The sequence below is a fragment of the Kitasatospora sp. NPDC048662 genome, assembly GCF_055587065.1.
In genome coordinates this window covers 861668-882894 of record NZ_JBVJHA010000001.1, presented here as the reverse complement: position 1 = coordinate 882894, position 21227 = coordinate 861668, and the positions used below count along the sequence as shown (strand labels likewise).

Annotated in this window: 19 protein-coding genes and 2 tRNA genes; 12 read left to right on the top strand and 9 right to left on the bottom strand. The window is 73.2% G+C overall.

The genetic code is table 11. From position 1 onward, the window contains the following. The gene (locus tag ACZ6R9_RS04290; RefSeq protein WP_465536437.1) at window positions 1-1380 is read left to right on the top strand and encodes an MFS transporter; all 1380 of its coding nucleotides are present in this window, start codon (window positions 1-3) and stop codon (window positions 1378-1380) included. A 1-nt stretch (window position 1381) separates the two neighbouring features. Here ACZ6R9_RS04290 and ACZ6R9_RS04285 read toward each other — a convergent pair whose 3' ends face one another. Then, window positions 1382-2209, bottom strand: coding sequence for a maleylpyruvate isomerase family mycothiol-dependent enzyme (locus tag ACZ6R9_RS04285; protein WP_380480327.1), 828 nt, complete (start codon window positions 2207-2209; stop codon window positions 1382-1384). A gap of 158 nt (window positions 2210-2367) precedes the next feature. On the opposite strand from ACZ6R9_RS04285, the gene ACZ6R9_RS04280 reads away from it, so the two are divergent. The 3 genes from ACZ6R9_RS04280 to ACZ6R9_RS04270 all read left to right on the top strand — a co-directional run bounded on the left by ACZ6R9_RS04280 (window position 2368) and on the right by ACZ6R9_RS04270 (window position 4873). Beyond that, complete coding sequence (locus tag ACZ6R9_RS04280) at window positions 2368-3165, top strand: carbon-nitrogen family hydrolase (RefSeq protein WP_380480329.1); 798 nt, start codon at window positions 2368-2370, stop codon at window positions 3163-3165. A gap of 116 nt (window positions 3166-3281) precedes the next feature. After that, window positions 3282-4178 (top strand): GntR family transcriptional regulator, encoded by an 897-nt coding sequence (locus tag ACZ6R9_RS04275; RefSeq protein ID WP_465536434.1) that lies wholly within the window; start codon window positions 3282-3284, stop codon window positions 4176-4178. Window positions 4179-4222: 44 nt separating this feature from the next. After that, on the top strand, window positions 4223-4873 hold the full coding sequence (locus ACZ6R9_RS04270; RefSeq protein WP_380480333.1) for a hypothetical protein: 651 nt from the start codon (window positions 4223-4225) through the stop codon (window positions 4871-4873). A 144-nt stretch (window positions 4874-5017) separates the two neighbouring features. Here ACZ6R9_RS04270 and ACZ6R9_RS04265 read toward each other — a convergent pair whose 3' ends face one another. Then, window positions 5018-5803 carry an SLATT domain-containing protein gene (locus tag ACZ6R9_RS04265; protein ID WP_380480335.1) on the bottom strand — a complete coding sequence of 262 codons (786 nt, stop codon included), beginning with the start codon at window positions 5801-5803 and terminating at the stop codon, window positions 5018-5020. Between the two features lie 419 nt (window positions 5804-6222). Here ACZ6R9_RS04265 and purD point away from each other — a divergent pair, with 419 nt between their 5' ends. From purD to ACZ6R9_RS04245, 4 genes are all read left to right on the top strand, one after another. Next, window positions 6223-7467 carry a phosphoribosylamine--glycine ligase gene (purD, locus tag ACZ6R9_RS04260; RefSeq protein ID WP_465536431.1) on the top strand — a complete coding sequence of 415 codons (1245 nt, stop codon included), beginning with the start codon at window positions 6223-6225 and terminating at the stop codon, window positions 7465-7467. Between the two features lie 428 nt (window positions 7468-7895). Beyond that, the gene (locus tag ACZ6R9_RS04255; RefSeq protein ID WP_465536429.1) at window positions 7896-9386 is read left to right on the top strand and encodes a M48 family metalloprotease; all 1491 of its coding nucleotides are present in this window, start codon (window positions 7896-7898) and stop codon (window positions 9384-9386) included. Between the two features lie 153 nt (window positions 9387-9539). Beyond that, the gene (locus ACZ6R9_RS04250) at window positions 9540-11084 is read left to right on the top strand and encodes a N,N-dimethylformamidase beta subunit family domain-containing protein (protein WP_380480340.1); all 1545 of its coding nucleotides are present in this window, start codon (window positions 9540-9542) and stop codon (window positions 11082-11084) included. 138 nt (window positions 11085-11222) lie between these two features. Beyond that, window positions 11223-12122 carry a phosphoribosylaminoimidazolesuccinocarboxamide synthase gene (locus ACZ6R9_RS04245; RefSeq protein WP_380480342.1) on the top strand — a complete coding sequence of 300 codons (900 nt, stop codon included), beginning with the start codon at window positions 11223-11225 and terminating at the stop codon, window positions 12120-12122. Window positions 12123-12152: 30 nt separating this feature from the next. Here ACZ6R9_RS04245 and ACZ6R9_RS04240 read toward each other — a convergent pair whose 3' ends face one another. The 7 genes from ACZ6R9_RS04240 to ACZ6R9_RS04210 all read right to left on the bottom strand — a co-directional run bounded on the left by ACZ6R9_RS04240 (window position 12153) and on the right by ACZ6R9_RS04210 (window position 16728). Next, on the bottom strand, window positions 12153-12767 hold the full coding sequence (locus tag ACZ6R9_RS04240) for a response regulator (RefSeq protein ID WP_380480344.1): 615 nt from the start codon (window positions 12765-12767) through the stop codon (window positions 12153-12155). After that, window positions 12764-14008 carry a sensor histidine kinase gene (locus ACZ6R9_RS04235; protein ID WP_380480346.1) on the bottom strand — a complete coding sequence of 415 codons (1245 nt, stop codon included), beginning with the start codon at window positions 14006-14008 and terminating at the stop codon, window positions 12764-12766. Before ACZ6R9_RS04235 ends, ACZ6R9_RS04240 begins: the two co-directional genes overlap by 4 nt. Before the next feature lie 52 nt (window positions 14009-14060). Next, window positions 14061-14918 (bottom strand): ABC transporter permease, encoded by an 858-nt coding sequence (locus ACZ6R9_RS04230; RefSeq protein WP_380480348.1) that lies wholly within the window; start codon window positions 14916-14918, stop codon window positions 14061-14063. After that, window positions 14915-15889 carry an ABC transporter ATP-binding protein gene (locus ACZ6R9_RS04225; protein WP_465536425.1) on the bottom strand — a complete coding sequence of 325 codons (975 nt, stop codon included), beginning with the start codon at window positions 15887-15889 and terminating at the stop codon, window positions 14915-14917. The genes ACZ6R9_RS04230 and ACZ6R9_RS04225 overlap by 4 nt, the downstream gene beginning before the upstream one ends. Window positions 15890-16073: 184 nt before the next feature. Continuing rightward, window positions 16074-16149 (bottom strand) — tRNA-Gly (locus tag ACZ6R9_RS04220). Between the two features lie 37 nt (window positions 16150-16186). Continuing rightward, window positions 16187-16259: transfer RNA gene (locus ACZ6R9_RS04215), tRNA-Gly, on the bottom strand. A 151-nt stretch (window positions 16260-16410) separates the two neighbouring features. Beyond that, window positions 16411-16728 carry a histone-like nucleoid-structuring protein Lsr2 gene (locus tag ACZ6R9_RS04210; RefSeq protein ID WP_073807183.1) on the bottom strand — a complete coding sequence of 106 codons (318 nt, stop codon included), beginning with the start codon at window positions 16726-16728 and terminating at the stop codon, window positions 16411-16413. Between the two features lie 423 nt (window positions 16729-17151). Here ACZ6R9_RS04210 and purS point away from each other — a divergent pair, with 423 nt between their 5' ends. The 4 genes from purS (at window position 17152) to ACZ6R9_RS04190 (ending at window position 21224) form a co-directional block, all read left to right on the top strand. Beyond that, the gene (gene purS, locus ACZ6R9_RS04205) at window positions 17152-17406 is read left to right on the top strand and encodes a phosphoribosylformylglycinamidine synthase subunit PurS (protein ID WP_033250393.1); all 255 of its coding nucleotides are present in this window, start codon (window positions 17152-17154) and stop codon (window positions 17404-17406) included. Beyond that, window positions 17403-18080: a phosphoribosylformylglycinamidine synthase subunit PurQ gene (purQ, locus tag ACZ6R9_RS04200; protein ID WP_465536422.1), complete on the top strand. Its 678-nt coding sequence runs from the start codon at window positions 17403-17405 to the stop codon at window positions 18078-18080. Before purS ends, purQ begins: the two co-directional genes overlap by 4 nt. After that, entirely contained in the window at window positions 18080-20335 is a 2256-nt protein-coding gene (purL, locus tag ACZ6R9_RS04195) for a phosphoribosylformylglycinamidine synthase subunit PurL (RefSeq protein WP_380480352.1), read from the top strand. Before purQ ends, purL begins: the two co-directional genes overlap by 1 nt. Window positions 20336-20411: 76 nt before the next feature. Further along, complete coding sequence (locus ACZ6R9_RS04190) at window positions 20412-21224, top strand: maleylpyruvate isomerase family mycothiol-dependent enzyme (protein ID WP_380480354.1); 813 nt, start codon at window positions 20412-20414, stop codon at window positions 21222-21224. Window positions 21225-21227 lie beyond the last annotated feature (3 nt).

Genomic DNA, 21227 nt, shown 5'->3' with positions numbered 1-21227 from the left:
ATGAGCGTGGACCCCGCCCCCAGCGCACCGTCCCTGTCCGCACCCGCTCCCCGCCAGACCGCCGACGCCCAAGCCGAGCCCCACGCCGCCCCCCAAGCCCAGCCCCACGCCGCCCCCCGATCCGCGTTCCCGCACCCGCCCGGCGGCCGCGCCGCCTGGGTCGCCTGGTCGGTCGGTGTCAGCGTCTACGTCCTCGCCGTGGTGCACCGCACCAGCCTCGGCGTGGCCGGCCTGGACGCCGCCGCCCGGTTCGGCATCGGCGCCTCCGCCCTGTCCACCTTCTCCATCCTCCAGGTCCTGGTGTACGCCGGGATGCAGATCCCGGTCGGCCTGCTGGTCGACCGGATCGGCCCGCGCCGGGTGCTGCTGCTGGGCGTGGCGCTGATGAGCGCCGGCCAGCTGGCGTTCGCGTTCTCCACCGCGTTCGGGCCCGCACTGGCCTCCCGCGCGGTGCTCGGCTGCGGCGACGCGATGACCTTCATCAGCGTGCTGCGGATCGCCGCCCGCTGGTTCCCGGCCGCCCGCAACCCGTTCGTCGCCCAGCTCACCGGCCTGGCCGGCATGGGCGGCAACCTGTTCACCACCGTGGTGCTCGCGCAGGCCCTGCACACGGCCGGCTGGAGCACCACCTTCGGCGTCATCGCGGTGACCGGCGCGCTGGTGTTCGTCGCCGTGCTGGCGCTGCTGCGGGAGGCCCCGCCCGGGGCGCCCGCCCCGGTGCCGCGGGAGGGCGGGCAGCTGCCGGTCGGGCGGCTGATCCGGTCCGCCTGGTCCGAGCCCGGCACCCGGCTCGGCCTGTGGGTGCACTTCACCACGGCGTTCCCGGCGAACGCGTTCGGCCTGCTGTGGGGGCTGCCCTACCTGGTCGAGGGCCAGGGCATGTCCCGGGCCGGCGCGGGCGGCCTGCTCAGCCTGCTGGTCCTCAGCAGCATGGCGTTCGGCCTGCTGTTCGGCCGACTGATCTCCCGCTCGGCCGCGCTGCGGCTGCCCGTCACCTTCACGGTGCTGGGCGCCACCGCGCTCTGCTGGACCGTCACCCTGGCCTGGCCGCACGGCCACCCGCCGCTGTGGCTGCTGGTGGTGCTGGTGCTGGTGATGGGCAGCAACGGCCCGGCCTCGCTGATCGGCCTCGACTACGCCCGCGCCCACAACCCGCCCGAGCGGATGGGCACCGCGTCCGGCATCGCCAACATGGGTGGCTTCCTCGGCTCGATGATCACCCTGTTGGGCATCGGCGTACTGCTGGACGCGCTGGCCGACCCGGGCAGCGACAGCTACGGCGCGCACGCCTACCAGCTGGCGTTCTGCTTCCAGCTGGTGCCGCTGCTGCTCGGGACGGCGATGATCCTGCGGCTGCGGCGCAAGGTGGCTGCGGCCTGAGTCAGGGGGTGCTCGTCAGATGGGCGAGCACCCGCAGGCCCAGCTCCTGGTCGCCGATCACGTTCACCAGCGCCGTCTCCGGGCGGACCCGGCCGCAGCACAGCCGCACGAAGGTCTGCCAGTCCATCGCCAGCCGCACGTCCGGCTCCGGTGCCACCGACTCGTCCAGGGTGCCCCGGCCGTGCGCGCCGACCCGTACGGTGCGCTGGAACGGCATCGCACCCGCCACGTCGAACACCACCGTGCTGCCGATCGGCGCGCCCGCCTCCTTGGCCACCTGCTTCGGCAGCGTCTCGATCAGCAGGTCGCGGGTCACCAGGGCGGCCGGGGAGTCCAGGTTGCCGGGCTCCTGGAGCGCGCGGCGCAGGTCCTGCTCGTGCACCCACACGTCGAAGGCGCGCAGCCGCAGCACCGTTGCGTACGGGAGCTCCCGGGACAGCGGGCCGGCCGGCCAGCGCACCAGGTCCTCCGCGCCGTGGCGGGAGTTGCGCAGCGCCCGGGAGCGGCGGATCACCGTGTACTCCAGCTCGCTGGTGATCTCCACCGGCGTCCAGCAGCGGCGCTTGTCGACCGGCAGCTCCATGTACCGGGTGAAGTCGTTGGTGACGTGCCGCAGGTCGCGCGGCAGCGCGTGGATCGGCCGGGGGTCGCCGAGCATGTCCGACTCGACGCCGATGATGTGCGAGACCACGTCGCGCACCGACCAGCCCGGGCACTCGGTGGCCCGGTTCCACGCGTCGGTCGGCAAGGGAGCGAGCAGCTCGGATATGGACTCGATCGACTGCGTCCACGCATCGGTGTACGCCTGCACGGTCTGGTTGTCCGTCACGGGTATCTCCGGCCCTCCGTCGGCTTGCGTCGTCCCACGTCGCCCGGGCTGCCGAGACCTCCGCACGGACGCGCATACGGCACGTTACGCTGCCGGGTGAGAGCAAGGCAGCGCTTTCGGGTGACGATCGTAGGACTCTTGTCGTGGACGGTGGTACTGTGCGCGCTTCATTGATCCAACTCGCGGTCTCGGACGCCGAGCCGGCCGCCGAGCGGCGGGCCAGGGCCGCGGCGCTGGTCCGCGCCCAGGACGGCGCCGATCTGGTCGTGCTGCCCGAACTGTGGCCGGTCGGCGGCTTCGCCCACGACGCCTGGTCCGAGGGCGCCGAACCGCTCGACGGGCCCACCGCCGAGACGATGTCCGCCGCCGCCCGGGCGGTCGGCTGCTGGCTGCACGCCGGCTCGATCGTCGAACGCGACCCCGACGGGCCGATCTACAACACCTCGCTGCTGTTCGCCCCCGACGGCGAACTGGTCCGCACCTACCGCAAGATCCACCGCTTCGGCTTCGACGCCGGCGAGGCCGTCGTGATGGGCGCCGGCCAGGAGATCGTCACCGTGGACGCCGGCTTCGCCACCCTGGGCCTGGCCACCTGCTACGACCTGCGCTTCCCCGAACTGTTCCGGGCCCTGCTGGACGCCGACGCCGAACTGCTGGTGATCCCCGCCGCCTGGCCCGCCCGGCGCGCCGAGCACTGGAATCTGCTGGCCCGCGCCCGCGCCGTCGAGGAACAGGCCTACGTGCTGGCCTGCAACACCGCCGGCACCCACGGCGGCGTCGAACAGGCCGGCCGCAGCCTGGCCGTCGACCCGTGGGGCCGGGTGCTCGCCGAGGCCGGGCCCGACGAGCAGGTGCTCAGCGTCGAATTCGACCCGGCCGAAGTCGCCAAGTGCCGCACCGAGTTCCCGGTCCACCGGGACCGGCTGCTCGGAATTCCGGCACCCGTACAACGCTGACATTTCGCCGCATTTTGCCGTACCTTGGTCCGGATTGACCATTCCGGGGTAATCTGTGCCCGTTTTGGGAACTGGGTTTGGCCGCGGTCGGCACGGCCCGGAGAGGGGGAGCGGCGATGAACGCTGCGGGAGCCGGGAGCGGCCGCGCCCTGATCCGGCGCAACAGTCTCCGTGAACAGATTTCCGACGCCCTGCGCGACGAGATGATGACCGGCCGGCTGCCCGCCGGCCGCAACTTCACCGTCAAGGAGATCGCCGACATCTACGGCGTCTCCGCCACCCCCGCCCGGGAAGCCCTGGTCGATCTCTCCGCCCAGGGCCTGCTGGTCAGCGAACCCCACCGCGGCTTCACCGTCCCCGAGTTCGACTGGGACGACTACCTGGAGATCTTCGAGGCCCGGGCCCTGCTCACCGACAACGCGCTGCGTCACCTCGGCAACCGGGAAGACTCCTACGACTGGTCGCGGACCGTCTCGCTGCGCCGCCGCGCCGATGCCGCCACCCGCGCCGCCCGGGCCGCCCACCTCGATGTCCTGGTCGGCTGTGACCTGCGGTTCTGGGAGGAGGCCGCGGTCATCCTGTGCAACGAGCGGATCGCCGACTACCTCGGCCGGCTGCGCGTCCAGTCCTGGATGTTCGCCGCCCCGCACCTGCGGGCCGCCGACGGACTGGTCGGCGCCCTGTGGGACCGGCACGGCGAACTCGTCGACCGGATCGAGGCCCGCGACCACGACGGCGCCCGGCGGCTGGTCAACCACTACAACCTGTTCACCATCGAACTGCTCGCCCGGCTGCTCGGGCGGCCGCTCGACGGGTTCTCCGTCCTGCGACTGCTGCGCGAGACGGCGCCGGCCGACGCGCCGTCAGCTCCCCCGGAGACCAGCGAGGACGCCCCCCAACCGCCGCACGGCGCCGTCGGATTGGGCCGGGTGCCACTGCCCAGGTTCGTACCACCCGGCCGCTTCACCCGGTCCTTCCGACCGGGGCGCGGAGAGCCCGCCACGGGCCGGTAGGGTTGGGGCCCATTGCCCCGCCACCCGAGAGGATGAGCCGGCCCATGGCCTGCGACCTCTGGCTCGTCCCGCTCGTGGACGTGCTCACCCAGAGCCCCGAGAACCCGTTCCGGGACGACCTCGACCGCTACAACGGGGTGCTCGCCCAGCACGGCCTGCCGCCCGTTCCGGTCAACCCCTACGTACCGGGCTTCACCGGCGACGTCGAGACGATAGCCGCGTTCGACTACGACTCGCTCCACTTCCTGCGCCGCGCCTACCTGTTGGGGCTCACCGGCTTCGAGGTGGCGCCGGTGGACGCGCTCGGCTCCGACTACGAACAGCTCCTGGAGATGTTCGAGGCCACCGCCGAACAGTCGCACCTGGTCTGGCACTTCGACCACGCCGGGGCGTACATCCCGGTGGACTTCGCGATTCCGCTGGTCGCCGACGAACTCCTCGCCGCGGGCGGCCCGTTGGGATCCTCGCACGGCCTGCTCCGCGAACTCCAGGCGGTCGCCCCCCTGTTGGGCATCGATCCCCTCAACCCCCCGGCCCCCACCCGCCCCCTGGGCCCCACCCAGCTGGAACAGCCCTTCGGCCCCCCGATCGACGACTTCCAGCACCCCTTCGCAAGGGAACGCCACGCCTGGGCCGGTCTCTACTCGGCGGCGACACGCAGCGTGGCGCAGTCCTCGATGATCGTCTTCGCGTAAGGGATCAGGGAAGGGCGGAGCTGCGAAACCAGGGAGAGCACAACCAGGGGCGCGGGGAACTGTGCGAAGCGGAAGGCACCCGTCAGTAAGGTCGCGACGCAGGACAATGACCTGCATGTGCGTGCGACCTCACTGACACGTGCACTAGCGCAGGGGCCCCTCCGGGGGACGCTGTCGTGGCATCGTGGGCCGGGTGCCCGGAGGGGGCAGGACGCGGACCTGTGCGCCGGTGCCACTCTCGGTTCGGCCGCCCCAGGTGCCGGGGGCCTGGGTGGGGAGTTGGGTCATGCCGGCGCGGAATTCGAGCATCCACTCGGAGGTCTCGGTGCGGACCATCTCGGAGACGTCCTCGCAGAAGCGGCGCAGCACGCCGAGGCAGCGTTCGGCGGCCTCGCCGGCGGTGCCTTCGGTCGGGCCGAGGACTTCCCGGACGCACTCCGAGGCCCAGTCGAACTGGAAGGCTTCCAGGCGGCGTTGGAGTGCCTGTGAGGTGGAGACGTCGCGCATCCAGCCGGAGGTGAGTCCGAACGCGCGGTCGGCGACCAGCGAGGCGGCGGCGAGCGCGAGGCCGGCGTAGCCCCACTCCAGGGCGTGCGGAAGGACGCCGGTGAGGGAGATGATCGGGGCCGTGACGCCGCCGACGGTGAACACGGCGGCGGCCTTGCGGAGGAGGCGGGCCCAGCGGCGCTTCCAGACCCGGTCGCGGCGGTACCACTCGATGGCCTCGACGGCGCGTTCTTCCGACCAGCGGTAGAGCTCTTCGAGGCGTTCGGCCGGTTCGCCCCAGTCGCCGAGCGGGAATTGACGCGCGCTCAGGTCGGTGCGGCGGCGGGTGGGGATCCGTCCGCCGGAGCCCGGGGCGCTCTGGTCGTCATCGGCGACCTCTTTGCCCCAAGGACTCTCCTCGGGCTGCATTTCCGGCTGGCTCACCTGTGGCGCTCCCTGTGGCGGGGTGACTGCGGAGGCCCGGCGGGTACCGGGACTGACGGTGCGGACATCGGGATCCGGTGTGGACGGAGTTCGGCGGAGCCGCCCATGGTGCCGTGCACGGTCTGCGGCCGGGTCCTTGTCCAACAGCACTTCTTACCGCCAAATGGCTGATCGTGGGGGCGCTTCCGCAGTGATCGTTATGTGATTTCACCTCCGGAAGCCAAGGTCGGAGGGTTGTGCTGCCCGGCCGGATTTCACCCTTCCGAGCGAGGTGAACCGGGGCTGTCGGTGTGACTGCGCGGCTGTTCGAACAGGCCCGGTGCTTTTCCGTGCCCGGGCCCGCCGGATTCGTCCGGCTTTCGGGGGCCGGACGGAGCCGCCGACGGTGCGGAACCGGCCACCGACTAGGCTCTGGGCTCGTGAAGGTCCTCGTCATCGGCGGCGGCGCCCGCGAACACGCCCTGTGCCGCTCCCTGTCCCAAGATCCCGCCGTCACCGAGCTGCACTGCGCCCCGGGCAACGCCGGGATCGCGCGGGTGGCCACCCTGCACCCCGTCGACCAGCTGGACGGCGCCGCGGTCACCGCGCTGGCCCGCGAGCTGGGCGCCGACCTGGTGGTGGTCGGCCCGGAGGCCCCGCTGGTGGCCGGTGTCGCCGACCCGCTGCGGGCGGCCGGCATCCCGGTGTTCGGCCCGAGCTCCGAGGCCGCGCAGCTGGAGGGCTCCAAGGCCTTCGCGAAGGACGTGATGGCCGGGGCCGGCGTCCCGACCGCGCGGTCCTACGTCTGCACCACCGAGCAGGAGGCCGCCGAGGCGCTGGACGCGTTCGGCGCCCCGTACGTGGTGAAGGACGACGGCCTGGCGGCCGGCAAGGGCGTCGTGGTCACCGAGGACCGCGCCGCCGCCCTGGAGCACGCCAAGGGCTGCGAGCGCGTGGTGATCGAGGAGTACCTGGACGGCCCGGAGGTGTCGCTGTTCGCGATCACCGACGGCACCACGGTGCTGCCGCTGGTGCCCGCGCAGGACTTCAAGCGCGCGCTGGACGGCGACCAGGGCCCCAACACCGGTGGCATGGGCGCCTACACCCCGCTGCCGTGGGCCCCCGAGGGCCTGGTCGAGGAGGTGCTGGAGACGGTTCTTCAGCCGACCGTCGACGAACTGCGCCGCCGCGGCACCCCGTTCTCCGGTCTGCTGTACGCGGGCCTGGCGCTGACCTCGCGCGGCACCCGGGTGGTGGAGTTCAACGCCCGCTTCGGCGACCCGGAGACCCAGGTGGTGCTGGCCCGGCTGCGCACCCCGCTGGCCGGCGTGCTGCTCGCCGCCGCCAACGGCACGCTGGCCGAACTGGAGCCGCTGCGCTGGGACGAGGGCGCCGCGGTCACCGTGGTGATGGCGTCCGAGGGCTACCCGGCGAACCCGCGCACCGGTGACCCGATCGAGGGCCTGGACGAGGCGGAGGCCGACGGCACCGCGTTCGTGCTGCACGCGGGCACCAAGGCCGGTGCCGAGGGCGAGGTGCTCACCGCGGGCGGCCGGGTGCTGTCCGTCACCGCCACCGGCGCCGACCTCGCCGAGGCCCGGGCCAAGGCGTACGCGGGCCTGTCGAAGATCTCCTTCAAGGGCGCCCAGCACCGCACCGACATCGCGGCCAGGGCCGCGCGGTAAGAAGGCCGTCCATGGGGCGCTGCGTCCGGACCGACCCGTCCGGACGCAGCGCCCCGCGGCGTTTCCCGGGTCGGGGCGGAGCGGGCCACGGGTCGAAAAAGCAGTCCTTCGGGTGATCTGTTGGTCATCCTGCTGACGGGGCCGGAGCGGGCGCCGTAGGGTGCGCTGCATCGTGCAGGGGCGGGGGCACCGGCGCGGGCGCGGCTCGTCGGCTCGACGCGCCCGGGGGATGCTGGGAGCGGTGGCGCGTTCCGCCGCGGTGTCACCAGGACGGGTGGTCTCCCGGGAGTTCCGGAACACCCTCCCGTACCGGGGCGTCGAGACTGGCAGGAAAGCGCCACGCGAGTCGTACCACCGGGTTCGGCACCCGCCGCTTCCCGTACCGGAATTGATCGAGTCGAGTCGGCTGCGAAGGGGGTGCCGCGGCGATGGCTGCAGTGGACACCGCACGCGCACGAGCCCGGGCCGTCCTGCGCCTGCGCGGAGGGGCCGTGGCCGCCGCCGCGCTGCCCGCCGCCTGCGCGGTGGTGCTGCTGGTCGGGCGGTTCACCGGGCGGATAGGCGCCCCCGGGGCACCGGACGCCCCCCTGTGGGACGGCATCCGCTGGGCGGTCGGCGCGGTCGCCGCGCTGACGCTGCTGCTGGCCGCCGTGGTGGCCCGCGCGCACCGCCGGGCCGTCCCCCCGGTCACCCCCGCCGTGCCGCTGACCAGGGCGGAAGCGCCGGAGCTCTACCGCCTGATCGAGGAGCTCGCCGACCGGCTGGACGTTCCGGCGCCCGGCGCGATCGCGCTCACCCCCGACTGCGACAGCTGGCTGGAGGAGCCGCACCGGCCCGGCCGGCGGGCCGCGCCCGGCGCGCCGGTGCTGGTGATCGGCTCCCCGTTCCTGTGGTGGATGCGGGCCGGTGAGCTGCGCGCCCTGCTGGCCCCCGTGGTGGCCGGCACCGCGGCCGCCGCCGATCCGGACATCGCCGCCGCCCGCCGCTGGCTGCGCACCCTGGACGCCGCGCTCGGTGACCGGCACCGCGGCCCCGCCGCGCTGGTCGACCGCATCGACCGGCGCCTGCTCGGCGCCTGCCGGGAGCACTCCGCCGAGTTGGAGCACGCCGTCGCCGCGTGGGCCTCCGAGCAGGCCAAGGCCGTCGACTACGGTCTGCGGATCGCCGCCCAGGAGCAGGTCGGCCTCGCCTACGCGGGCTGGGACCGGCTGCTCACCCGGGTCGCGCTGCCCGCCTGGCGGCTCGGCCGGCACCCCTCGCACCTGAACGCCGGCGTGGTCGCCGCGCTCACCGAACTCTCCCGCCGCGACCGGCTCGCCGACGGCTACGAGAACCGGCTCGGCGACCGCCCCGCCTGCGACCTGCTGGAGGAGCCGGGCCTGGTGGACACCCGGGTGTCCCGGCTGGCCGCCGAACTGCTCCACGAGGAGCCGTCCGGCGGCTGGCAGCCGCTGGACTGGGAGGACTACCCGGAACAGGTGGTCGACCACGGCTGGCGGGAGAGCGCCGCCGCCCTGCAGAGCGCCCTCGGCGACGACCGCCCGCACACCGGCCCCGCGCTGGACAAACTGCTCGCCCGGCTGGCGGCCGGGGAGGCCGAGACCCTGGCGGCCGCACTGGCGGGAAGGGTGGCGCGCGCCGCCGAGGTCGCGCCCCCCTTGCCTCCCGTGCGCAGCGGACGCGAGCTGTTGGCCGAGCACCTCACCGCCACCGTCTGCTGCGCCGCGGTGGACGCGGGCACCGCGAGCCCCGGCCTGGACTGGCTGGACGGCCCGGTCCTGCTGTCCCGCGCGGCACCCCGGGCGGGGCTGGCCCCGGCGGTGGCGGCCGCCGCGGAGGCCGGCCAGGACGGCCCGCTGCGGGCCTGGCTGGAGCGGGCCGGGGTGCGGCTGGAGCGACCGGTACGGCTTTTCGGCTGAATTTCCGAAAGATCCCGGGAAACCCGGTTTCGTCGATACAAATTGCTACGGTGGGGTGACACTGCGCCAGCAGACTGTGGTGTGCTGGTCCGCACGCACATCCGCATGGCAATTGCCACCCTCGGCGGATGCGCAAGGGTGTGGGGAGGGCGTGTGGGAACGGAATCCAACCGCCGGTGGGAGTCCGGCACGCTGGCGCACGGGGTGTCCGATCCGTTCGGCCAGGGCCCGCTGCCGTGGCTGCGCAGCCCCGACCACTACCTGGCGGACGGCGAGGGCGCCGTGCCCTGGTACGTGAGCGTGGACGCCCCGGGGCAGCGGCCGCTGGAGGGCGCGGCCCGGCCGCCGCGGCCCGCGGTGAGTGGCCCGCGCAACTCCGACGACGTGCGGCAGCAGATCAAGGGATTCGCCTCCTCGGGCGTGGCCCGGCCGGGCGGTTCGGTGGATTTCCGGGTGACGGTCCACCCGCCGCAGGAGTTCCAGGTGGACGTCTACCGGATCGGCCACGACGGCGGCGACGGCGCCCGCCAGGTCGCCTCCAGCCCGCTGATCGCCGGTCTGGCCCAGGCCGCCCCGATGGTCGCCGACCGCACGGTCTCCTGCCACCACTGGTGGCAGTCCTGGCGGCTGCAGGTCCCCACCGACTGGCGGCCCGGCGCGTACGTGGCGGTGCTGACCACCGCCGACGGCGGGCACCGCAGCCACATCCCGTTCACCGTCCGGGACTTCAACGCGGCGGACCTGCTGCTGGTGCTGCCGGACGTGACCTGGCAGGCGTACAACCTGTTCCCGGAGGACGGGCACCTCGGGGCCAGCCTCTACCACGCGTGGGACGCGGCGGGGCGGCTGGTGCACGAGGAGGAGGCGGCCGTCACCGTCTCCTTCGACCGCCCGCACGCCGGGGCCGGGCTGCCGCTGCACGTCGGGCACGCGTACGACTTCATCCGGTGGGCCGAGCGGTACGGCTACGACCTGGGCTACGCCACCGCCACCGACCTGCACGCCGGACTGGTCGACGCCGACCGGTACAAGGCGCTGGTGTTCCCCGGGCACGACGAGTACTGGTCGGAGCCGATGCGCCGGGCCGCCGAGCGGGCCCGGGACGGTGGCACCTCGCTGGTGTTCCTGTCCGCCAACTCGCTGTACTGGCGGGTGGAGCTGACGGCCGGCGCGAACGGCGAGCCGTCCCGGCTGCTGAACTGCCGCAAACGGCAGAAGGTCGCCGCCGACCACCCCGCGGCCGGCCCGGCGGGTTCGGCGAGCGCGCTGTGGCGGGACGCCGGGGAGCCCGAGCAGCACCTGCTGGGCATCCAGTACGCGGGCAGCGTGCCCGCGCCGGTGCCGCTGGTGGCCCGGAACACCGCGCACTGGCTGTGGCAGGGCACCGGCCTCGCGGAGGGCGAGGAACTGCCCGGCATGGTCGCGGGGGAGGCCGACCGCTACTACCCGAAGGTCGCGCTGCCCGCCTGCACCGAGCGCACCCTGCTCGCCCACTCCCCGTACCGGGATGCCGCCGGGCGGCTCACCCACCAGGAGACCTCGCTGTACCGGGCGCCCAGCGGGGCGTACGTGTTCGCGTCCGGGACGTTCGCCTGGTCGCCCGCGCTGGACCGGCCCGGGCACACCGACGAGCGGATCCAGCGGGCCACCGCCAACCTGCTCGACCACCTGTGCAAGGAAGGGCGCACCCGCCCCTGACCTGCGCCGTCTCCCGGTGCGGGGCAGGGCCGCACCCGCCCCGGTCCCCGCGCGGGGCGGGGGCGCATCCGCCCCGGTCCCGGGCGCCGTGAAAGACTCCCCGCAGCAGAGCCCCCCAGCTGTGAGGACTGACTGACCGTGAGCGGATTCGTCACCAAGCCCGAGCCGGTCCAGGTGCCCGGCCTGGTCCACCTGCACACCGGCAAGGTGCGCGACCTGTACCGGGACGGCAACGGCAACCTGGTGATGGTGGCCAGCGACCGCACCTCCGCGTACGACTGGGTGCTGCCCAACGAGATCCCCGACAAGGGCCGCATCCTCACCCAGCTGTCGCTGTGGTGGTTCGAGCGGATCGCCGACCTGGTGCCCAACCACGTGATCTCCACCGAGCTGCCCGAGGGCGCCCCCGCCGACTGGGCCGGTCGCACCCTGATCTGCCGCAGCCTGGAGATGGCGCCGGTGGAGTGCGTGGCCCGCGGCTACCTGGCGGGTTCCGGCCTGGAGGAGTACCGGGTCTCCCGCACGGTGTGCGGCATCGCGCTGCCCGAGGGCCTGGACAACGGCTCCGAGCTGCCCGCCCCGATCTACACCCCGGCGCTGAAGGCCGAGGTCGGCGAGCACGACGAGAACGTCTCCTACGAGGAGACCGCCCACCGGGTCGGCGCCGACCTCGCCGCCACCCTGCGGCAGATCACCCTCGCCGTGTACTCCCGGGCCCGCGAGATCGCCCGCGAGCGGGGCCTGATCCTCGCCGACACCAAGTTCGAGTTCGGCCTGCTGGACGGCCAACTGGTCATCGGCGACGAGGTGTTGACCCCGGACTCGTCCCGCTACTGGCCCGCCGACGAATGGCAGCCCGGCCGCGACCAGCCGTCCTTCGACAAGCAGATCATCCGCGACTGGCTGACCTCGCCCGCCTCCGGCTGGGACCGCAAGAGCGACAACCCGCCGCCGGCCCTGCCCGCCGAGATCGTCGAGCACACCCGGCAGCGCTACATCGACGCGTACGAGAAGCTCACCGGCCTCGACTGGAAGTGAGGCCCCCGCGCGGCTGGCTGTGACGCGCCGTCACAGCCAGCCGTGCTCGCGGGCGATCCGCACCGCCGCGTGCCGGTTCTCCGCGCCCAGCTTGCCCGCCGCCGATGACAGGTAGTTGCGCACCGTGCCCTGGGACAGCGACGCCCGGTCCGCGATTTCCGCTATCGAGGAGCCGTCCGCGGCCAGCTCCAGCACGTCCGTCTCGCGCGGCGTCAGCGGGGAGTCGCCCGCGCTGATCGCCTCCGCGGCCAGCTCCGGGTCCACGTAGCGGCCGCCCGCCCGGACGGTGCGGATGATGCCCGCCAGGTCGGAGGCGGACACGGTCTTCGGCAGGAAGCCGCGCACCCCGACCTCCAGGGCCCGCTTCAGGTAGCCCGGGCGGCCGTGCCCGGTCACGATCATCACCCGGCAGTCCGGCAGCCGGTGCCGCAGCTCCGAGGCCACCTCCAGGCCGTCCAGGCCCGGCATCTGCAGGTCCAGCACCGCCACGTCCGGGCGGTGCGCGGTGGCCATCGCCAGCGCCTCCGGGCCGGACGCCGCCTCGGCGACCACCGTCAGGTCGTCCTCCAGCGCGAGCAGCGCGGCCAGCGCCCCCCGGATCAGATGCTCGTCGTCGGCGAGCAGTACTCGCACTCGGTCGCTCACGCCACGGACTCCCTTGCCTTCATCGGTAGTTCGGCGGTCACCCGGAACCGCCCGGGGCCGGGGCGGGCCGCCGTCAGGGTGCCGCCCTGGGCGGCCAGGCGCTCGTGCAGGCCGCGCAGGCCGCTGCCGGCGCCCTCGGTGCGGGCCGGCGGGACGGCGGGCACCCCGTCGTTCTCCACCTCCAGCACCGCGAGGCCGCCCGAGACCCGCAGCCGGAACGTGCAGCGGGCGGCCTCGGAGTGGCGCAGCACGTTGGTCGCCGCCTCCCGCACCACCCAGCCGAGCACCGACTGCGCCTCGGTCGGCAGCGCGTCCGTGCCCGCCAGTTCGGTTCGGCAGTCGACGTTCGCGGCGCGCAGCACGGAGGCCGCGCCGATCAGTTCGGTGTGCAGTTCGACGGTGCGGTAGCCGCGCACCACCTCGCGGACCTCGCGCTGCGAGTCCTGCGCGATCCGCTGCACCTCGGTCATCTGGTCCACCGCCTCCGGGCGCCCGCGGCGCGCCAGTTGCACCGCCAGCTCGCTCTTCAGCGCGATGGTGGCGAGGTTGCGGCCCAGCACGTCGTGCAGGTCGCGGGAGAACCGCAGCCGCTCCTCGGCGACCGCCAGCCGGGCCTGGGCCTCCCGGGCCCCGTCCAGCTCCCAGACCACCTTCGCCATCCAGGCCGAGCAGCGGGCGGCCGCCGCGGCCCCCGTCGCGCCGATCAGGGTTCCCAGGACGATGGCGATCACCGATCCCGGGTGGGCGCCGGAGAGCGCCGACGGCACCGTCAGCACGGCCAGCAGGGCGAGCCCGCCCAGCAGGGCCCGGCGGGTCGGCAGCGCGATCGACGCGGCGGTGATCCAGCAGGTCGCCCCCATCGTGGCGGTGACGCCGGCGGCGGCCGCGTCCGGCGCGTCCGGTGAGAGCGGGGGCCCCGTCAGCAGCACCGTCAGTGCCAGGCCGGCCGACACCGCCGCCGACAGCGCCGCCCAGCCGTACGGGTGCGGGCGGCGGCCGAGGTAGGCGGCCAGGCCGGTGCGGAACATGACGATGTTCAGCGCGCCCGCCACCAGCACGCCGAGCACCAACCACCGGAAACCGGCGGGCAGCTCGTCCGGCCGGCCCGCGGCGGCCACCGAGCCGATCGCCAGCAGCGGCTGGGCCACCGCCACCAGGTACAGCGACCACCGCACGTACAGCTCGATGCGTTGCGGCTTGGACAGCGACTGCCAGCGGCGGATCGGTCGTGGCCTGCTCACCCGCACGGCGTGGTTCCCTCGCTTCCCGGCTTGATCAACGACTCCGGAGAATCTATCGGCGCGGTTCCCAGCGGAACCAGCGCCGGGCCGCCCAGGCCACCGCGGCCGTCCACAGCACGGCCAGCAGCAGCGGCAGCGCGCCCTGCGACCATGTCGATGGCGTACCGGCGAAGCCCTCGGCCGGGCCCGAGCCGTCAGTGCCGAACCAGCCGATCCGCAGCAGCTGCATCGCCGGGGTGGTCGGCAGCAGGCGGCAGATGTTCGCCACCGAGTCCGGCATCGACTCCAGCGGGACCATCAGGCCGGAGCCGAGCTGCGCCACCAGCAGCAGCGGCAGCGTGGTGATGCCGGCGCTCTCCACCGTCTTGGTGAAGGCGCTGGACAGCGCGGCCAGCGCGGTCAGCAGGGCCGCGGACAGGGCCAGCCCGGCCAGCATCAGCAGCGGGTTCACCGGGGTGGGCAGGTCGAGCAGCAGCGCGCCGCCGACACCCAGCAGCAGGCACTGGGTGAGCGCCAGCGCGACCGACGGGGCGGCGGTGCCGAGCAGGATCTCGGCGTCGGTGCCCTCGCCGGTGCGCAGCCGCTTCAGCACCAGTTCGCTGCGCCGGGCGGTGTAGGCGGAGGTCAGATTGCAGTAGATGACGATCAGCAGCACGATGCCCATCGAGCCGGCCACCAGGTTGCCGTTCACGTCCAGGCCGGGGGAGTGCTCGGAGAGGCGGTCGAGCATCGAGCGGAGCGTGCTGACCAGCACCAGCGGCAGCGCCAGGGCCATGAACATCGCGGTGCGGTTGCGGCGCAGCAGGGTGGCCTCGGCGCGGCCGAGGGCGAGCAGGCGTCCGGCGGCGGTGGTCGCGACCGGAGTGGTCGCGGCCGGGGAGCTTGCGGCGGGGGAGCTCGCGGCGGTCATGCGGCACGTCCGATCTGCGGCGAGGTGGCCGCGTCGGACGCGGCGATGGCGAGGAAGGCCTCTTCCAGCGAGGCGCTGCGGGCGTCCAGCCGGCCGAGTTCGACCCGGTGGTGGGCGGCCCAGCCGAGCAGCTCGGTCAGGGTGCCCTGCAGGTCGGTGGTGCGCAGGGTGATCCGGCGGCCGTCGATCCGCGGGTCGGCGCCGGGCAGGGCCGGCAGGTCGAGTGCGGCGTGCGGGCCGGTGCGCTCGGGCAGTTCGAAGCTGATCCGGGCGGGGTGGTCGGCCAGGACCTCGGCGACGGTGCCGCCGGCCACCACCCGGCCGCCGTGCATGATGGCCAGCCGGTCGGCGAGTTCCTCGGCCTCTTCCAGGTAGTGCGTGGTGAGCAGCACGGTGGTGCCGGCCTCCCGCAGTTCCCGGATCAGCCGCCACACCGAGGCCCGGGCTTCCGGGTCCAGGCCGGTGGAGGGCTCGTCCAGGAACAGCACCTCGGGGTGGCCGAGCAGGGCCATCGCCAGGTCGAGGCGGCGGCGTTCACCGCCGGACAGCTGCTTGACCCGCACCGAGCGCCGGCGCAGCAGGCCCACCAGGTCGAGCGCCTCGTCCACGGTGCGGGCGTCGCTGGTCATTCCGGCCCAGCAGCGGCCGGTCTCGGCGACGGTCAGTTCGCCGGGGAAGCCGCCCTCCTGCAGCATGATGCCGATCCGGGGCCGGAGCGCGGCCCGCTCGCGGGCCGGGTCCAGGCCGAGCACCCGGACCTCGCCGGCGCTCGGCGCGGCCAGGCCCTCCAGCACCTCCATGGTGGAGGTCTTGCCGGCGCCGTTGGTCCCGAGCAGCGCGAACAGTTCGCCGCGGGCGACGCGGAGGTCCAGGCCGCGGACGGCCTCGAACCCGGCGGCGCCGGACGGTCCGTAGCGGCGGTGCAGTCCGCGGGCCTCGACGGCGGGGCGGTGACGGCTGGTGTCGGTCATGGCTCCAGCCTTCCGCCGGCCCGGGCCGTCCAGTAGTGCGGGCCGTCACCGGGTGCCGGTGGAGTTCCACGGGTCGGCGATGACAAATGTCAGGCCGCTCATCGGTCGTTCACTGGCCGCGCACCGGGTGCCGCGCGGAGCCGGAAACGCCGAAGGCCCCCTCGATCGAGGGGGCCTTCGAAACTGGAGCGGACGACGAGATTCGAACTCGCGACCCTCACCTTGGCAAGGTGATGCTCTACCAACTGAGCCACGTCCGCAGGATATTGACTTGTGACAGCTGTAACGCTAGCTGCGAGCGGACGACGAGATTCGAACTCGCGACCCTCACCTTGGCAAGGTGATGCTCTACCAACTGAGCCACGTCCGCACGGTGCCTGGGCACCGGCCGCCTCGTTCGGGTTTCCCCGGTTGCGGCGACAAGAAGAACTCTACAACATCAATCGGCCTGCTCGCCCCACCCTTCCCCGGCGGCGTGGCCGGGGAAGGGTCGGCGGCCCACAACGGGCCGCCGGGGAAGGTCAGTTGTTCTCGGAGAACGCCTCGTACACGTGCTTCGGGATGCGGCCGCGGGCGGGCAGCTCCATGCCGTTCGACTGCGCCCAGGCGCGGACCGCGGCCGGGTCGGGGGTGAGCGCGGTGCGGCGGAAGGACTTTCCGCTGCGGCTCTGCCGGCGCCCGGCGGCGACGAACGGGGCGAGAGCCTCCCGAAGCTTTTCCGCGTTGTCGGCGGACAGATCGATCTCGTACGACTTCCCGTCCACGCCGAAGTGGACGGTTTCCGCGGCGGCGCCGCCGTCCAGGTCGTCGGAGAGCGTGACGACTACACGCTGAGCCATGGGTGTCAATCCTCTCGGGCAATTCGGCCGACGGAGGTCTCGGATGCCCCGCCGGTCCGTTGGGCCGGGATCACGGCATCCGTCGGCGGGCAGGGAGAGCCCACGCCGAGATGCGGCGCGTTCGGCTGCCGGTCGCCCTATTCTGCACCCGGAACCGGTGGAAATCGAAGAGTTCGGGATTCCTTTTTTCCGGATATTCACGGGGTTCCCTCGGATGCCGATACAGCCTCGTTACAGACGGGATTAAACCGACGAAATCGGATGCGGGTGGGGGCCGCCGCTCCCGGGGGCGGAGGCCCCGAGGCCTTGCCGCGTAAGGGGCGGGTGTCTACGCGCGTTGCCGCAGGTGGACCGCAAGACGGCCCTCCGGCACAGGTAGGCTGAAGGTCCCCCGCCTTCACGCAATCACCACCGGGAGTGCCAGTGGCACGCGTCGTAGTCGACGTCATGCTCAAGCCGGAGATCCTCGACCCGCAGGGACAGGCGGTGCAGCGTGCACTGCCGCGTCTCGGATTCGCCGGGATCGCCGACGTCCGCCAGGGCAAGCGTTTCGAACTGGAGCTGGAAGGGCCGGTCGACGATGCCGCGCTCGCCCGCATCCGTGAAGCCGCCGAGACCTTCCTCGCCAACACCGTGATCGAGGACTTCACCGTCCGCGTCGAGGAGGAGGGCAAGTGACCACCCGAGTCGGCGTCGTCACTTTCCCCGGATCCCTCGACGACCGCGACGCCCAGCGCGCGGTCCGCCTGGCCGGCGCGGAGCCGGTCGCCCTCTGGCACCGTGACAAGGATCTCCACCAGGTCGACGCCGTCGTCCTGCCCGGCGGATTCTCTTACGGCGACTATCTGCGCTGCGGTGCCATCTCCCGCTTCTCCCCGGTGATGGACACCATCATCGAGCAGACGAAGCTCGGAATGCCGGTCCTCGGTATCTGCAACGGCTTCCAGGTGCTGTGCGAATCGCACCTGCTGCCCGGCGCGCTCACCCGGAACGACTCGCTGCACTTCATCTGCCGCGACCAGAAGCTCCGCATCGAGAACGCCGACACCGCCTGGACCCGGGATTACTCGGCCGGCCAGGAAATCGTCGTTCCGCTCAAGAACGGCGAAGGCCGGTTCGTCGCCGACGAGCGCGTCCTCGACGAACTCGAGGCGGAGGGCCGCATCGTGGCCCGGTATCTCGACGTCAACCCGAACGGTTCGTACCGCGACATCGCCGGCATCACCAACGCCGCCGGCAATGTCGTCGGCCTGATGCCGCACCCGGAGCACGCCGTGGAGCCGCTCACCGGTCCGACCACCGAGGGCCTGGGCTTCTTCACTTCCGTCCTGAAGCAGCTGGTGAACGCCTGATGAGCCTCGACACCGTCAAGAACGCCGAGCAGACCCCGGACGCGGCCCAGCCCTGGGCCGAACTCGGCCTCAAGGAGGACGAGTACGCCCGGATCCGCGAGATCCTGGGCCGCCGCCCGACCGGCGCCGAGCTCGCCATGTACTCGGTGATGTGGTCGGAGCACTGCTCGTACAAGAGCTCCAAGGTCCACCTCAAGCAGTTCGGCGAGAAGGCCCCGGAGAACGACGCGATGCTCGTCGGCATCGGCGAGAACGCCGGTGTGGTCGACGTCGGCCAGGGCTACGCGGTCACCTTCAAGGTCGAGTCGCACAACCACCCGTCGTACATCGAGCCCTACCAGGGCGCGGCCACCGGCATCGGCGGCATCGTGCGCGACATCCTGGCGATGGGCGCCCGCCCGGTCGCCGTGATGGACCCGCTGCGCTTCGGTGCGGCCGACCACCCGGACACCCGGCGCGTGCTGCCCGGGATCGTCGCGGGCATCGGCGGCTACGGCAACTGCCTGGGCCTGCCGAACATCGGCGGCGAGGTCGTCTTCGACTCCTGCTACCAGGGCAACCCGCTGGTCAACGCGCTGTGCGTCGGCGTGATGAAGCACGAGGACATCCACCTCGCGAAGGCCTCCGGCCCCGGCAACAAGGTCATCCTGTACGGAGCCCGCACCGGCGGCGACGGCATCGGCGGCGTCTCGGTGCTCGCCTCGGAGACCTTCGACGCGACCGGCCCGGCCAAGCGCCCCGCCGTCCAGGTCGGCGACCCGTTCCAGGAGAAGCTGCTCATCGAGTGCACCCTGGAGATCTTCAAGGAAGACCTCGTCGCGGGCATCCAGGACCTCGGCGGCGCCGGCCTGTCCTGCGCCACCTCGGAGCTGGCCTCGGCCGGCACCGGCGGCATGCGGATCGAGCTGGACACCGTGCCGCTGCGCGACCACACGCTCTCGCCCGAGGAAATCCTCATGAGCGAGTCGCAGGAGCGCATGTGCGCCATCGTCGAGCCCGGCAAGGTCGAGCGCTTCCTGGAGATCTGCGAGAAGTGGGACGTCATCGCCACCGTCATCGGTGAGGTGACCGACGGCGAGCGCCTGGAGATCTTCTGGCACGGCGAGCAGGTCGTCGACGTGCCGCCGCGCACCGTCGCCCACGAGGGCCCGACCTACCAGCGCCCGTACGCCCGCCCGTCCTGGCAGGACGCCCTGCAGGCCGACGCCCCGACCGCCGAGCGGCTCGCCCGCCCGGTGGGTGGCGCCGAGCTGAAGGACGCGCTGCTGAAGGTCGCGGGTTCGCCGAACCAGGCCTCCAAGGCGTGGATCACCGACCAGTACGACCGCTACGTGCTGGGCAACACGGTGCTCGCCACCCCCGAGGACTCCGGCATGATCCGGATCGACGAGGAGACCAACCTCGGCGTCTCGGTCGCCACCGACGGCAACGGCCGCTACGCCAAGCTGGACCCGTACACCGGCGCCCAGCTGGCGCTGGCCGAGGCGTACCGCAACGTCGCGGCCGGCGGCGCCAAGCCGCTCGCGGTCTCCGACTGCCTCAACTTCGGCTCCCCCGAGGACCCGGACGTGATGTGGCAGTTCGCCGAGGCCACCCGCGGCCTGGCCGACGCCTGCCAGGTGCTCGGCACCCCGGTCACCGGCGGCAACGTCTCGCTGTACAACCAGACCGGCGACGTCGCCATCCACCCGACCCCCGTGGTCGCGGTGCTCGGCGTCATCGACGACGTCACCCGGCGCACCCCGGTCGGCTTCGCCGAAGAGGGCCAGCTGCTCTACCTGCTCGGCGACACCGCCGACGAGCTGGGCGGCTCCGCCTGGTCGCAGGTCGTGCACAACCACCTCGGCGGCCTGCCGCCCAAGGTGGACCTGCAGCGCGAGAAGCTGCTGGGCGAGATCCTGATCGCCGCCTCCCGCGACGGCATGATCGACGCCGCCCACGACCTCTCCGACGGCGGCCTCGCGCAGGCCCTGGTGGAGAGCTGCCTCAAGGGCGGCAACGGCGCCCGGGTGGTCGTGCCCGAGGGCATCGACCCGTTCGTGTTCCTGTTCTCCGAGTCCGCAGGGCGCGCCGTGGTGGCCGTCCCGCGCAGCGAGGAACTCCGGTTCAACGACATGTGCGGCGCCCGCGGCCTGCCCGCCGCCCGGATCGGCGTGGTGGACGGCGACGCCCTGGAGGTCCAGGGTCAGTTCACCGTCACCCTGGCCGAGCTGCGTGACGCCCACACCGGCGTCATCGAGGCGCTGCTCGCCTGACGGTTCGTCCACCCAGGGCGGTCGGTTCCGGTGGTTTCCGGACCGGCCGCCCTGCGGCGTTTTGTACGCTGCGGGCATGCCCACCGCGAAGCCCCGGACCTACGACCCGGTGAAGGTGCGTGCCGCACTCACCGGGCAGCTCGACGCGATCGCCGCCACCGTCCGTTCCCTGGACGACGAGCAGCTCGCCCTGCCGACCCGGCTGGGCGACTGGCGGGTGCGTGAACTCGTCGCCCACCTCGGCATGGTGGCCAGTTGGGTGCCGCTGCACCTGCACGACCCGCTGCCCCCGCAGGCCCCGATCACCCCGCTGTACTGGGCGTCGCGCACCCGCACCGCGGCCGCCGCGATCAACTCCACGGCGGTGGAGCTGGTGGCCGAGCAGTTCGCCGGGGACGCCGCCCAGGTGTCCGGCGAACTCGACCGGCAGATCGGCGAGTTGTGGCGCGCCCTGGACAGCGAGGACGGGCAGCGGCCGGGCCGGGTGATCCTGATGCGGTTCGGGCCGATGCTGCTGGCCGACTTCCTGGTCACCCGACTGGTGGAGACCGTGGTGCACGCCGACGACCTGGCCGACGCGCTGGGGATCGACGCCTTCCCGCACGACCGCTTCGCCCTGGCCTCCGCCACCCGGCTGCTCGCCGACGCCTTCGCGGCCCAGGTGCCGGGCGGAGCGGTCGAGTTGAGGATCCCGCCGGCCGCCGTGGTGCAGGCCGTGGCGGGCCCCCGGCACACCCGGGGCACCCCGCCGAACGTGGTCGAGACCGACCCGCTCAGCTGGATCCGCCTGGCCACCGGCCGCCTCGCCTGGTCCGACGCCCTGGACGCCACGCTCACCGCGAGCGGCGAACGCAGCGACCTGTCCGGCTACCTGCCCGTCCTCGGCTGACGG

Excerpts from the sequence above, each read along its gene's own strand:
- ACZ6R9_RS04255 (WP_465536429.1), top strand. The coding sequence starts at position 7,896 with ATGGCTGCAGTGGACACCGCACGCGCACGAGCCCGGGCCGTCCTGCGC.
- ACZ6R9_RS04230 (WP_380480348.1), bottom strand. The coding sequence starts at position 14,918 with ATGACCGCCGCGAGCTCCCCCGCCGCAAGCTCCCCGGCCGCGACCACT.
- ACZ6R9_RS04275 (WP_465536434.1), top strand. The coding sequence starts at position 3,282 with ATGAACGCTGCGGGAGCCGGGAGCGGCCGCGCCCTGATCCGGCGCAAC.
- ACZ6R9_RS04290 (WP_465536437.1), top strand. The coding sequence starts at position 1 with ATGAGCGTGGACCCCGCCCCCAGCGCACCGTCCCTGTCCGCACCCGCT.
- ACZ6R9_RS04210 (WP_073807183.1), bottom strand. The coding sequence starts at position 16,728 with ATGGCTCAGCGTGTAGTCGTCACGCTCTCCGACGACCTGGACGGCGGC.
- ACZ6R9_RS04190 (WP_380480354.1), top strand. The coding sequence starts at position 20,412 with ATGCCCACCGCGAAGCCCCGGACCTACGACCCGGTGAAGGTGCGTGCC.
- ACZ6R9_RS04225 (WP_465536425.1), bottom strand. The coding sequence starts at position 15,889 with ATGACCGACACCAGCCGTCACCGCCCCGCCGTCGAGGCCCGCGGACTG.
- purL (WP_380480352.1), top strand. The coding sequence starts at position 18,080 with ATGAGCCTCGACACCGTCAAGAACGCCGAGCAGACCCCGGACGCGGCC.
- ACZ6R9_RS04270 (WP_380480333.1), top strand. The coding sequence starts at position 4,223 with ATGGCCTGCGACCTCTGGCTCGTCCCGCTCGTGGACGTGCTCACCCAG.